13 protein-coding genes are annotated in these 12,512 nt (G+C 71.3%); 6 read left to right on the top strand and 7 right to left on the bottom strand.

Going from position 1 to position 12,512, the window contains the following annotated elements:
* Window positions 1-28 precede the first annotated feature (28 nt).
* Complete coding sequence (locus tag A6048_RS03700) at window positions 29-697, top strand: YoaK family protein (protein WP_107748825.1); 669 nt, start codon at window positions 29-31, stop codon at window positions 695-697.
* Window positions 698-706: 9 nt separating this feature from the next.
* Here the strand turns inward: A6048_RS03700 and A6048_RS03705 are convergent, their stop codons facing one another.
* Entirely contained in the window at window positions 707-1,843 is a 1,137-nt protein-coding gene (locus tag A6048_RS03705) for a hypothetical protein (RefSeq protein WP_107748857.1), read from the bottom strand.
* Between the two features lie 60 nt (window positions 1,844-1,903).
* Between A6048_RS03705 and A6048_RS03710 the strand changes: the two genes are divergently transcribed.
* The 4 genes from A6048_RS03710 (at window position 1,904) to purM (ending at window position 6,811) form a co-directional block, all read left to right on the top strand.
* A complete protein-coding gene (locus tag A6048_RS03710; RefSeq protein WP_244911051.1) occupies window positions 1,904-3,490 on the top strand; it encodes an LssY C-terminal domain-containing protein in 1,587 nt (528 codons plus the stop codon).
* Window positions 3,487-3,870 carry a sterol carrier family protein gene (locus A6048_RS03715; RefSeq protein ID WP_107748826.1) on the top strand — a complete coding sequence of 128 codons (384 nt, stop codon included), beginning with the start codon at window positions 3,487-3,489 and terminating at the stop codon, window positions 3,868-3,870. Before A6048_RS03710 ends, A6048_RS03715 begins: the two co-directional genes overlap by 4 nt.
* A 136-nt stretch (window positions 3,871-4,006) precedes the next feature.
* Window positions 4,007-5,686, top strand: coding sequence for an amidophosphoribosyltransferase (purF, locus tag A6048_RS03720; RefSeq protein ID WP_235027624.1), 1,680 nt, complete (start codon window positions 4,007-4,009; stop codon window positions 5,684-5,686).
* Window positions 5,687-5,725: 39 nt separating this feature from the next.
* Window positions 5,726-6,811 carry a phosphoribosylformylglycinamidine cyclo-ligase gene (gene purM, locus A6048_RS03725; RefSeq protein WP_107748827.1) on the top strand — a complete coding sequence of 362 codons (1,086 nt, stop codon included), beginning with the start codon at window positions 5,726-5,728 and terminating at the stop codon, window positions 6,809-6,811.
* A gap of 88 nt (window positions 6,812-6,899) precedes the next feature.
* Here the strand turns inward: purM and A6048_RS03730 are convergent, their stop codons facing one another.
* Together A6048_RS03730 and ygfZ are read right to left on the bottom strand one after the other, a co-directional pair.
* Window positions 6,900-7,103 carry a DUF3073 domain-containing protein gene (locus A6048_RS03730; protein WP_107748828.1) on the bottom strand — a complete coding sequence of 68 codons (204 nt, stop codon included), beginning with the start codon at window positions 7,101-7,103 and terminating at the stop codon, window positions 6,900-6,902.
* 132 nt (window positions 7,104-7,235) lie between these two features.
* A complete protein-coding gene (gene ygfZ, locus A6048_RS03735; protein WP_107748829.1) occupies window positions 7,236-8,399 on the bottom strand; it encodes a CAF17-like 4Fe-4S cluster assembly/insertion protein YgfZ in 1,164 nt (387 codons plus the stop codon).
* A gap of 38 nt (window positions 8,400-8,437) precedes the next feature.
* Here ygfZ and A6048_RS03740 point away from each other — a divergent pair, with 38 nt between their 5' ends.
* Window positions 8,438-9,358: an aminodeoxychorismate lyase gene (locus A6048_RS03740; RefSeq protein ID WP_107748830.1), complete on the top strand. Its 921-nt coding sequence runs from the start codon at window positions 8,438-8,440 to the stop codon at window positions 9,356-9,358.
* A gap of 179 nt (window positions 9,359-9,537) precedes the next feature.
* On the opposite strand, the gene A6048_RS03745 is transcribed toward A6048_RS03740, so the two are convergent.
* From A6048_RS03745 to A6048_RS03760, 4 genes are all read right to left on the bottom strand, one after another.
* Window positions 9,538-10,227: a heme-binding beta-barrel domain-containing protein gene (locus tag A6048_RS03745; protein WP_235027623.1), complete on the bottom strand. Its 690-nt coding sequence runs from the start codon at window positions 10,225-10,227 to the stop codon at window positions 9,538-9,540.
* A gap of 119 nt (window positions 10,228-10,346) precedes the next feature.
* Entirely contained in the window at window positions 10,347-10,847 is a 501-nt protein-coding gene (locus A6048_RS03750; RefSeq protein ID WP_107748831.1) for a DUF8021 domain-containing protein, read from the bottom strand.
* Between the two features lie 48 nt (window positions 10,848-10,895).
* Entirely contained in the window at window positions 10,896-11,726 is an 831-nt protein-coding gene (locus A6048_RS03755) for a sulfurtransferase (RefSeq protein WP_107748859.1), read from the bottom strand.
* Window positions 11,727-11,736: 10 nt separating this feature from the next.
* Entirely contained in the window at window positions 11,737-12,477 is a 741-nt protein-coding gene (locus tag A6048_RS03760) for an LmeA family phospholipid-binding protein (RefSeq protein WP_162845737.1), read from the bottom strand.
* Window positions 12,478-12,512 lie beyond the last annotated feature (35 nt).

A 12,512-nucleotide genomic window follows, 5' to 3' on the forward strand; every position in this document is an offset into this window, starting at 1 on the left:
CTGAGTCGGACCGGTCGGACGCGGCCTGATGCGTGATCTCCGCAGGCGGGAGCGACTGCTCGCCGTGGTCCTGGCCGGAACGGCGGGCTTCGTCGACGCGGTCGGCTTCCTCGTGGTGGGCGGCTACTTCGTGTCGTTCATGAGCGGTAACTCCACGCGGATGGTCGTCGACCTGACCGAGGGCGACTACGGGGGCGCGGGCATCGCGGCCATCGTCCTGGTCTCGTTCTTCCTCGGCGCGGTCGCCGGGGCGGTGGTCACCCGCCGTCGCAATCTCGACGACCGCCCCGCAGTCCTGGGTCTGGTCGCGTTCCTTCTGCTCTCGGCGCTGGCGCTGCACCGGATCACCCCCGCCGAGATAGTGGGGGTGCCGGTGTCGATGGCCGTGGTCGCGGCGTCGATGGGCGCCATGAACTCGGTGTTCCACTCGCGGGGCGAGGTCTCGCTGGGGGTCACCTACATGACCGGCGCGGTGGTCAAGTCCGCTCACCGGTTGGTCGACGCGCTGGCCGGGGGGTCCTGGGCGCCCTATCGTCAGCAGGTCTCGCTGTGGGCCGCGCTCGTGCTGGGCGGCATGGCGGGCGCGGTACTCCAGGTGGGCCTCGGCGTGGCCGCGCTGGGCGTCGCGGCGGCGGTGGTGACCGGCGCCCTGGTCATCACCGTGTGGTTCCGCGGACGGGAGTACCGCAGGGTCTGAATGAAGGGGTCAGCCTCGTCGTCGTGCCCGGATGTAGGACTCGCGCGCGGCGAGGCCGTGGACCACCTCGTCGATCATGGGACGCACGAACCGCGCACGGTGGGCGGCGTCGGACGCCGCCGCGGCGGCCAGGTTGAGTGCGGAGAACGCGGCGAGGGTCAGGGAGACACGCACCAGGGTGACACTGACCGGGACGCCGGCCAACAGGCCCCCCAGATCCTCGGTGGGCCGCAACGTCCAGCGGGTCTCGGTGGCCTCCGGGATCGCTATCCAGCCCAGGAACACGAAGAACAGGAACACCAGGCAGGCGAACAACACGGCCTGGATGAGGGTGGCCAGTACCGGCACCAGCAGGATGTTGATCCGTTCGGACAGTCGCAGTTCCCGACCCGGCGCCCGCGCCTCCAGCTCATCCTGCAGGTCGTCCCGGGTGGTGATGGCCACCAGCAACACGGTGAGCAGACCCATGACTCCCACCACCGCGAAGGTCCGCGCCCAGGACAACGCCACCATCACCTGCCAGATCTCCGCGCTGAAGAACAGGAAGAGCACGGCCAGCATGAGGACGGGGAGCACCCTCGCCACCATGTGGCCCATGGTGCCCAGCTCGCGTCGTACCCGCCGCGCGGCCCAGCGCACCAGTGAGCCCGCGCCGACGTAGGTGCCCACCAGGACCCCCACCAGGACCAGGGACGTGGTGCGCAGGCCCGGGCCGTCGTGGGGTTCGAAGGTGAGGGGTGCCACCACCACGAGGGCGATCGCCGAGGCGAGCCCGACGACGGAGCCGGACGCCCAGCCCAGGCGACGCACCACCCGGGCCACCAGCCAGCCGACGACCGGCGCGGCGGCGAACAACACGAGCGCCAGCAGGAGCAGCAGGATGATCGGATCGGACAACCCGATGAGGTCCCACTCGGGGGAGTCCTCGCCGACCCGCTCGAGCAGCGCCACCGCGTAGTCGTTCGAGCGGTCCAGCGCGGAGAGACCGGACGCGAACACCGCGAGCCCCGCGCTGACGCCCGCGGAGCGGGGGAGAATCTCTCGACACCGCGTGGACGGGACGATCATCAACGGTAGTCCCAGCGACCGCAGATACTCTTCGTGGGCGCCGCGGCTGCTGGCCGGGGTCGGATCGGTCGTGGGCACGGGGACATTCTGGCAGTCATCGTGGTCCACACGGCCCGTACCGCCGACTATCGTCTAGCCATGCCCACCAGTGAGCGAGCGGTGCAGACGCCCGGGGCGGAACCGGCCGGGCCGGCCGCGCCCCCCGTCTACGCCCGCCTGCCGTCCAAGGTGCGGGACGACGATGTCCGGCCACCACTGCCGGGTCAGGTCGTCGACACCGTGTTCTTCACCCTGGCCACACTCGCGGCCGGATTTCTCGGCTGGCGGTTGTTGGACGACGTGTGGCGCCACACCTGGTGGCATCTCTTCCTGTTGATCCCGTTCTGGGCGCTGGTCGCCTATCTGGTGCTGCCCAGGCTGCAGACGCTGATCACCTCGGTGTACGTGCCGGGATACTTCATCGCGCGGACCCGGACGTCGGACGGGTTGCTGGGGGACCCGGTCAACCTGGCCGTCGACGGCACCGCCCGTCAGATCCACGAGGCGATGACGGCGTGCGGGTGGGTGCTGGCCGACGACATCACGGTCCGTTCCTCGTGGGGCATCATCATGTCCTCGGTTCTGCGACGGTCCTATCCGTCCGCGCCGGTCAGCCCCTTGCGGCTCTTCGGCCGCAGGCAGTGCCTGGCCTACCAGCAGGAGGTCGAGGGCAACGCGGCGCAACGGCACCACGTCCGGTTCTGGCGGTGCCCGGACGGGTGGCTGCTGCCCGGTGGCCACCGGGTGCAGTGGCTCGGCGCCGGCACCTACGACCGGGCCGTGGGGTTGTCCCTGTTCACCCTCCAGGTGACCCACAAGATCGACGCGGACATCGACGTGGAGCGCGACTACATCGTGGACTCGATCCGCTACCACGTCCCCGGCGCGGGGGTCCGGGTGCTCGAGAACTTCTCCGCCGGCTACCACTCGCGCAACGGCGGTGGCGACGCGATCCGCACCGACGGTGACCTGCCGGTGGTGGATCTGCGGGCCGTGCCGGTCCCCGAGGCGGCGGCGGCCGCGCTTCCGACCGGGGTGGTGCGCGCCGCCCGCGGCTACGACGACCCCCAGGCGGAGGGCGGGCTGGCGGCGGGGGACGCCGATCGCCCGGTCGACGACGTCGCCCCCGACCCCGGGCATCTGCCGCGTCCGGCCGCGCTCACCGCGGGCTGCGCGCTGGTCGCGGCGTCGGTTCTCGCCCTGCTGGTCATGGCGCTACGCGACATCATCGGAGATCAGGGGATGGAGGAGTTCGCCGGGCTGGACGAGTCCGAGGTGGTCCCGGCCATCCTGGTGCTCGCGGTGTTCATCGGCGGGGTGTACGGCGCGATGGGTGTCCTGGCCCTGCTCACCTACCTGGGCTACGCCCGACCGCGGGTGTGGCTGCTGACCCTGACAGTGGTGAGCATCGTCTCGACCGAGTCCGGCCGCGTCACCACGGACGCCGAGCTGGGCACCGTCCTCGGCGGCTATCTGGTCCTCGCGGTCAACGTACTCATCCTGCTGTTGCTCACCAGCCAGGCCACGCGGACATGGAGCCGTCGGACCGCTCAGGAACGGCGGAGGGCGCGGCGGGCCCGGCGTCGTGGGCTCCCACGCGCGGGGTCGGGGTCGGAACGGTCGGAGTCGGGTCCGGCGACGGAGTCGGCGACAGTGGGGGACAAGACAGTGGGGGACAGGACGTGAGCCGCGTCCCCGACGCGGCGACGGTCCGGGCCGCCGTCGAGGCGGTCACCCCGTGGCTCGACGACGACGAGGCGGCCACCCCCGGCCGGTCCGCACTCGCCGCGGCGGTCCGTGCGACCACTGCCGTGTTGGCGGCCGAGCTCCCGGGCAGGACGGTGGAGGTGCGGGTGCCGCCGTACGCGGCCGTGCAGTGCGTCGAGGGGCCCCGGCACACGCGCGGGACTCCGCCCAACGTGGTCGAGACCGATCCCAGGACCTGGCTCGAGCTCGCCACCGGCCGCCTCAGCTGGGAGTCCGCGGTGGCCGGGGGCCGGGTGCGGGCGTCGGGGACCCGGGCCGCGGAGGTGGCGGCGGGGCTACCGGTGGTGCGTTCCGGCTGACCGATCCCGGCCGGGGCGGGTGCGGACGGCCTGCGTCAGGGGAGGGGCTCCGGCCACGGGACTGGGGTCACGAGGGTCGGGGACCGTACACTCGAACAGCACCGCCGGGGTCCGTCCGGGCGGACCGCCCCGAAACATGAGGGAGCACCACCAGGTGGAGAGTACGTCGTCACGTCCGGCCCCGTCCGGATCACTCCGCCGCACCAGTGGCCGCGCCGCCGTCGGTCTGGGTCTGCCCGACCCGTCCGTCCCCGGCCCGGCCGGCCTGCCGATCGACACCGAGCGCATCGGTCCGGTCGAGGAGTGCGGCGTCTTCGGTGTCTGGGCTCCGGGCGAGGACGTCGCCAAGCTCACCTACTACGGTCTGTACGCACTGCAGCACCGTGGCCAGGAGGCCGCCGGAATCGCGGTTGCGGACGGCGAGCAGGTCCTGGTCTACAAGGACCTCGGCCTGGTCAGCCAGGTCTTCGACGAGAAGACCCTCGAGTCGATGAGCGGTCACGTGGCCATCGGCCACTGCCGGTACTCCACGACCGGCGCCGCGTCCTGGGACAACGCGCAGCCCATGTTCAGGCCCACCACCGGCGGCGGGTCCGTGGTGCTCGGGCACAACGGCAACCTGGTCAACACCCAGGAACTCAAGCGCTACGCCACCACGATCGGCATCCGGGGTTACACCGAGAACAGCACCCACTCGGACTCGGACATCGTCTCGACCCTCCTCGCCCACGAGGCGGGGGACGGGGGCCTCGAGGAGGCGGCGGCCCGGTTGCTGCCGCGACTGCGCGGCGCCTACTGCCTCACGTTCTCCGACGAGAACACGCTGTACGCGGCCCGGGACCCGCACGGCGTGCGCCCGCTCGCCCTCGGTCGGCTCGAGCGCGGCTGGGTGGTCTCGTCCGAGACCTCCGCCCTGGACATCGTCGGGGCCTCGTTCGTCCGCGATATCGAGCCCGGTGAGCTCATCGCCATCGACGCCGACGGCGTCCGGTCACGCAGGCTCACCGAGCCCACGCCCAAGGCCTGCGTCTTCGAGTACGTCTACCTGGCGCGCCCCGACTCGGTGATCAACCAGCGCCTGGTCAACTCCGCCCGCGTAGAGATCGGACGCAAACTGGCGGTGGAGCACCCCGTCGAGGGCGACCTGGTGATCCCGGTGCCGGAATCGGGGACCCCGGCCGCAGTGGGTTACGCCCAGGGCTCCGGTATCCCCTTCGCCCAGGGACTGACCAAGAACGCCTACGTCGGGCGCACGTTCATCCAGCCCAGCCAGACCATCCGGCAGCTCGGCATCCGGCTCAAACTCAACCCGCTGCGCGAGGTCATCCAAGGTAAGAAGCTCGTGGTGGTGGACGACTCGATCGTCCGCGGCAACACCCAGCGGGCACTGATCAGGATGCTGCGTGAGGCGGGCGCCCTCGAGATCCACGTCCGGATCGCCTCGCCGCCGGTCCGCTGGCCGTGCTTCTACGGCATCGACTTCGCCAGTCCCGCCGAGCTCATCGCCAACGGCGTCGACGCCACGGACGGGATGCTCGAAGGGGTGCGCAGGGCGATCGGGGCGGACACCCTCGGGTACATCTCGGTCGACGGGATGATCTCGGCGACCGGACAGCGTCCTGACGAGCTGTGTGCCGCGTGCTTCGACGGCCACTACCCCATCGAACTGCCCGATGACTCGACCATGAGCGCGGCCGTGCTGGCGCTGAACGCGCAGGTCGACGGCGAGAACCGCGACCAGAACACGGCGCCGAACGACACGGCCCCGAACGACACGGCCTTGAACGACCACGCGGACGCCGTCCGCCGACCCTGACCGGGCGCCCGACGACGGGCGCCGATGAGGAGAATCCAGATGACCGAGAACCCCCACTCCGCGACCGGCGCCTCGTACGCCGCCGCCGGTGTCGACATCGACGCCGGCGAGCGCGCTGTCGAGCTCTTCGCGCCCCACGCCAAGCGGGCGACCCGGCCCGAGGTGATGGGTGGCCTCGGCGGGTTCGCCGGGCTGTTCTCCCTCAAGAACTCCTACCGTCAGCCGCTCCTCGCCTCGTCGACGGACGGCGTCGGTACCAAGATCGCGGTCGCGCAGGCCATGGACGTCCACAACACGGTGGGAATCGACCTGGTGGCGATGGTGGTGGACGACCTGGTGGTGTGCGGCGCCGAGCCCCTGTTCCTCCAGGACTACATCGCGATCGGCAAGGTCGTGCCCGAGCACGTCGCCGACATCGTCGAGGGCATCGCCGAGGGCTGCGTCCGGGCGGGCTGCGCCCTACTGGGCGGGGAGACCGCCGAGCACCCCGGGCTCATGGCCCCGGGCGAGTACGACATCTCGGGCACCGGAGTGGGGATCGTCGAGGCCGACGAGATCCTCCGGGCGGAGAACGTGCGCCCCGGCGACGTGATCGTGGGAATGGCGTCCTCGGGCCTGCATTCCAACGGCTATTCGCTGGCCCGACACGTGCTGCTGGATCTCGCCCGCCTCCCGCTGGAGGGGCACGTCGAGGAGTTCGGGCGGACCCTGGGCGAGGAACTCCTCGAGCCCACCCGAATCTACGCCCTGGACTGCCTGAGCCTGATCGCCGAGACGGACGTCCGTGTGTTCAGCCACGTCACCGGTGGAGGCCTGGCGGAGAACCTGGCGAGGGTCATGCCGCGCGGCCTGGTCGCACGTCTCGACCGCGGTCGGTGGCCGGTCCCCGCCGTGTTCGGCACCATCGCCCACCACGGACGTGTCGAGCAGTCCGAGATGGAGCGCACGTTCAACATGGGGGTCGGCATGATCGCCGTCCTCCCCGCCGATGACGTGGACCGCGCCCAGGCGGTCCTCACGGCTCGCCACGTGGACAACTGGGTGATCGGCCACGTGGACAAGGCCGGCGAGGTCGCCGCCGATGCACCGCGCGTCGTCCTCGAGGGATCGCACGCGCGGTTCTAGACGGGCGGCGCACCCCGCCGCACACACGTGGGCCGGGCATCCAGCCAGGATGCCCGGCCCACGTGTGTGCGGCAGTCGGGGAGCGCCGTCAGAACCTGCTGTCGCCGTCGGACCAGGACCCGTACGGATCGTCGTCCTCGTCAGTACTGGGCCGCTCGGTGCTGATTCGGGTGGTGGGCGAGCCACCACCCGCCAACTCCGCTTGGAGACGTTCTAGGTCCGTCTGCGGAGTGTTGTACTTGAGTTCGCGAGCGACCTTGGTCTGCTTCGCCTTCGCGCGGCCTCGGCCCATTGACCTGACCCCCTCGGAAACGGTGCTGGGCCACCTCGGGGGTGCCCATCAATGTGAGTATCTGCCTGACCACAGGATAGCGTGCCCGGCGCGGAATGTCCGCCCGGGTGTCCTGGGAGCCGTCTCCGGCGCCTACGCCTGGCCGCGCAGCCTGCGGATCGCCTCGCGTCCGGCCTGCGGGCCGGAGTCGCCCGGGACGGAGTCGGGATCGATTGCGGCGGAGACACCGTCCACCTCGAGAGCGGTGTCCGAGGGCACCGAGCGTTTGAGCAGGGCGAGCGCCACGGGGCCGTACTCGTGGTGTTGGACGACGGTGCCCAGGCGACCCACGGTGCGTCCAGCGGCGAGGATCTCGGCGCCGGGGGCGAGAAGCTGGTCCCCGCCCGAGCCGTCCAGATGGAGCCGTACGAGGACCCGGGGGGACTTGCCGAGGTTGTGGACGCGGGAGACCGTCTCCTGGCCTCGGTAGCACCCCTTGTCCAGGTGGACCGCGCCGCGCTGCGCGACCTCTCCGATCCACGTGGGGATCTCGTGGGGGATCGTCTTCTCGTCGGTGTCCACGCCGAGGCGCGCCCGCAGTGGGACGGTCTCGACCGCGCGGAGGGCCTCGAACGCCCACGAGCCGGCGGGTCGGGCGCCGGATCGGACCGCCGCGTCGAACCAGGCGGGCAGCCCCGCGCGGGGGATGAGAAGGTCGACGGACCCCGCCAACGGCCACGGCATCCGGCGGGCGACCCCGCCCCCCGGCAGCGGGACGCTCGCGTAGTCGCCGACTGGCAGCTCCACGGTGGTTCCGTCAGGGGCGGTGACGGCACCGGGGAGCCCGGTGCCGGCGAGGGTGATGACGACGAGGTCCGCGGCCTCCGGAGCCGCATCGGCCCAGAAGACCATCCTGGTCAGGAACGTGAGCAGCGCCGCGCCCCGGCCGGGCTCGGTGTCCACGACCAGAGTCCCGTCGACGTCCGACAACACCACGTGGTGCTCCACCCGCCCGTTGGCGTCCAGGATCAACGTCTCGCCACCGGCGCGGTCCGCGAGTTCTGACACGTGCTGTGAGACGAATCCCTCCAGCCAGCTCAGCCGCTCGCCGCCGCCGATGGTCAGCACATCCCGGTGGGAGCGGTCGACGACCACCACGGAAGTGGTGGCCGCCCGCTGCTCGCCGAGGGGGTCGCCGTAGTGGAACGGGACCCCTGCGTCGGGGCCCGGGCCGGTCGTGTCCACGGCACCGGGTCGGGTCAGGATCGGGCTGTGGTAGCCATGGTCGGTCCTGTCGGGCACAGCTGGGACGGTCACGATCGCGATCCTACGTGCGTCGTCGTAGTGTTGCCGCCATGGGCACTACAGCGGGAGTGGGAGCGGGCCGGGCACCGGGCCGGGAAGCGGACGCGCGGGTCATCGTCCTGATCGCGGGTGGTCCGGACGGTCCACGTCCCCGGGTGCACCCCGCCGGGGAGCCGTTGTTGCTCGCCGACGACCTCGCCGCGGTCCGGGGCGACGGCTGTTTCGAGACCCTTCTGGTGGTGGGGGGCCGACCGGCCAAACCGGAGCGGCACCTGGCCCGCCTAGCGAGGTCGGCGTCGGCCCTCGGACTCACCGGGCCCACGGCGGAGGAGTGGGGTGCCGGTATCGCACTGGCCGCGCGGGAATGGGGCCCGGGCTCCGAGGGGATGCTGCGTCTGGTGCTGTCCCGTGGTCCCGAGCGAGGGGGCCCGGAGACGGCCTACATCACCGTCGCGCCGGTCGGGCCGCACGCGCTGCGTGCTCGGGCTGAGGGCATCGACGTGACGGTGTTGGGCAGGGGGTTCCCGGTGGATTTCGCGGCGTCGGCCCCATGGATGCTGCTGGGCGCCAAGACGCTGTCCTACGCGGCCAACATGGCGGCTCTGCGCCACGCGGCGGCGAACGGATACGACGATGTCGTCTACCTGTCCTCCGAAGGGGAGGTTCTCGAGGGGCCGCGTTCGACGATCGTCATCGCCCGTTCCGGTGAACTCGTCAGTCCGCCTGCCGAGGTCGGGATCCTGGAGGGCACCACGCTCGGGGCACTCGCCGAGATCGCGGACGGGCAAGGCGTCCCCGTGCGCCGCGAACGGCTCCTGCTGACCGATCTGCTCGCCGCCGACGCCGTGTGGCTGCTCTCCTCGGTCACCCTCGCCGCCAGGGTGCGCCGGATCGACGATGTGGCGCTTGAGGGATCCGATCCCGGGATCGACGTCGCCGGGATGGTCGATCGCGCCGTGGGGCGGGCCTGACGCTCTATGCACGGCGTTCCGCCCGGCGCGTATCGAACAGCGCTAATCGAGCAGCGACTACCGCCTACCGACTACCGCTTACCGCCTGCTGACCCTGGTCGTCCGACTTCCGACCGCTGACCACGGTCGACCGACTGCCGCCTGCTGACCACGGTCGACCGACTGCCGCCAACCGTCGGTCAGCCGGCGACGCGACGCAGACGTGCCGACATGTGCGGGACGAGACCCTTCTCCGGGTGGACGCGCTCCTCGACCCAGCCCAGGTCGCCACCGTCCACGATCCCGTAGATGCGCTTCGCACCGCCCCGCTCGGGGCCGGTGGGGGAGGCGAGAACGACGTCGGTCGCCATCTCCCAGGCGGCCTGGTTGATCGGCGCGCCGTAGTAGATCTCGATGACACCGGAGGCATGGGCGACCAGGAACTCGAGCTGGTCGTCCGCGGAGATCCGCCAGAAACCGGACTCGCGGTAGGCGGCGTCGTCCACGGCGCCACCCGGGTCGAACGTCCAGGCGCGGGAGCTCCAGCTCAGGTAGTTCTCGCCGTCGTGGGACACGACGATCTGCTGGCCGAAGCGGTGCTCGCCCCGGTCCACGGTGTCCGCCTCTCCCTCGCCCTCCCAGACCCCCACCAGGGGGAGCAGGGCGAGCAGGCCCGGGTGCAGGTCCGGGCCGAAACGGAGGTTCGCCGTGTCCTCCGGGACCGGGAGTTCGGAGAACACCGGGATGTTCCGACCCGCGGTCTGCTCGGATCGCTCCGCCGCGGCATCGACCGCCGCGTTCGCGGATCCGCGCACGACCGAGCCGCCGTCTCCCCCCTCGGGGGTGGACGACGTGGGGTCGACGGCGCCGGTGTGGTCGCTGTCCGTCACGACTCGTCGGTGACCGTGCGGTACACGATGTAGCAGGTGGCCCATGTGATGGCCAGCGTGCAGAGGACGAGGAGGATCTCGAAGAAGAGCACCATGGCCTAATCCTAACCCCGAGGGGTTCAGCCCAGTGAGATGCGGGCGTCGATCGAGTGGATGAGGCAGTCCTCGGGGGGTACGACGAAGTCCTCGCTGACCCGTGCCTTGAGCCCCACCACGGTCACGAGGGTGAACTCCGCGTGCACGACGCCCTCGCGGCCCGGGGGGTCCACGGTGATCACGACGTCGCGCACCTCCCGGATGGTCGAGTACTGCAGGTGCAGATGCAGGTCCCACTTGAGGTGGTCGGCGCCGAACCCGGTCTTGAGCCCGTTCTCGCGACGAACGCAGTCGGGCGCGAAGGGCACGCGGAACGCGGCCGCGGGCAGGGTGAGGGCGGTGAGGTACATCCGTACCGCGGCCTCGCGCTCCCCTGGGGAGTACGGCCCGGGGTGGTCCGGGATCTGCGGGGTGGCGCCGCGCCGTTGGTCGATGCCCACGATGACGGTGGAGGCGACGGAGGCGCCGACTGCGACGACGGAGGCGCGTGCGGCCAGTCCGAGCGCTCGGGAGAGGAGTGACATGCTCCAGAGGTTAGCGAGTCCGTGGCCCCTGCGGGGCGACGACGATCCTCACCTCTCGACGGGGACTCCGATGAGAGAGCCGTACTCCACCCAACTGCCGTCGTAGTTGACCACGTGGGGCTGGTCGAGGAGCTCGTGGAGGACGAACCACGTGTGGCTGGACCGCTCACCGATCCGACAGTAGGTCACCACGCGGCGACCGGGTTCGTGGAGGAAGTCCGCGTAGATCTCCCGGAGGTCCGCGTCGGTGCGGAAGGTCCCGTCGCGGGTGACCGCGCGGTTCCAGGGAATGCTCACGGCGCCCGGGATGTGCCCGCGTTGGCGCCCGCCCTCCTGGGGCAGCCCGGCCGGTGCCGTGAGCCTGCCTGTGTACTCGTCGACAGAGCGCACGTCCACCAAGGCGTCGCTTCCCAGTCCTGCCAGGACGTCATCGCGGAACGCGCGGATGGACAAGTCCTGCGGATCGGCGACGTATCCGGTCACCGGACGCTCGGGGACGTCGGTCTCGAGCGGCAGACCGTCGCGCTCCCAGCGCATGCGTCCACCGTCGAGCAACCGCACGTCGGCGTGGCCGTAGAGTCGCAGGTACCAGTAGGCGTAGGCGGCGAACCAGTTGTGGTTCCCGCCGTAGACGACCACCGTGTGGTCGCGGGTGATGCCGCGTTCGGACATGAGCTCGCCGAACCGCTCTCGGCCCACGAGATCGCGTGTGTACTCCTCCTGGAGTTCGGTGCGCCAGTTCAGTGCGACGGCACCGGGGATGTGGCCGTCGGTGTGATACGCCGCCACGTCCTCGTCGACCTCGAGGAAGACCACCGAGTCGTCGGCCAGGTGCGATTCGGCCCAGCGGGTGCTGACCAGTACGTCGTCGCGACTCATGACGGCGAGTCTAGTGGTCCGGCCGGGCCAGCTCACCGAGCGGCGCGGTCCCCGGGCCGCCGGTGCCACGGGCGGTGAGTGTCCCGCCCCTCACGGTCAGGGTCTCCACCGCGACGCCGAGGGGGAGCACGTCCGGGGAGAGAGACAGCGCGCTCCGGCGCAGTGCGAGGTCGGTGTCCTGGTCCGGGACACCGGAGGGGCCCGTCGCCGCCGCGACCGGGACGAGGTGCGCTCCACGATCGTCGACGACCAGGTCGACGAGAGCCGAGACGCGGGTGTCGGACCCCGCGAGGGTCCCGGTGACGCGGGCCCGGTGTTCGACCCCCCCGGCGAGGCTCGGATCGTCGGCCCCGCCGACCAGGACGTCCTCCATCCCCAGGGCGGGGCCGAGCGCATCACCGGAGATGTGGACGGAGACGGTCACCGACCCGGCGGTCATGTCGGCGGACCGGTCGCCGGGTACGTGCAGATCGGTCGCGACCGCCTCCACGGACACCGGGCCCAGCCCAGGGCGGGTGACGCCGTCGGCGCGGATCGACGCCGACGCGAGGGTCTCGGGTCCGGACCACCGCGCGGTCGGGCCCCCGCCGATCATCACCGACGGGGCCGTGACTCCCGATGTGGCCGGGCGGATCCGGGTGGACAGATCGGCCTCCACCCTGGAGGCGTTGACGGAATCCACAGTGAAGGCGCCGACCGCCACGACGGCCAGAACGGCTGTCGCCACCGCGACACTGCGACGGGCTCTCATGGGGTTCAGGTCTACTCCGATCGCCGGAACGGGGG

Source organism: Dietzia psychralcaliphila (assembly GCF_003096095.1).
Lineage (GTDB): Bacteria > Actinomycetota > Actinomycetes > Mycobacteriales > Mycobacteriaceae > Dietzia > Dietzia psychralcaliphila.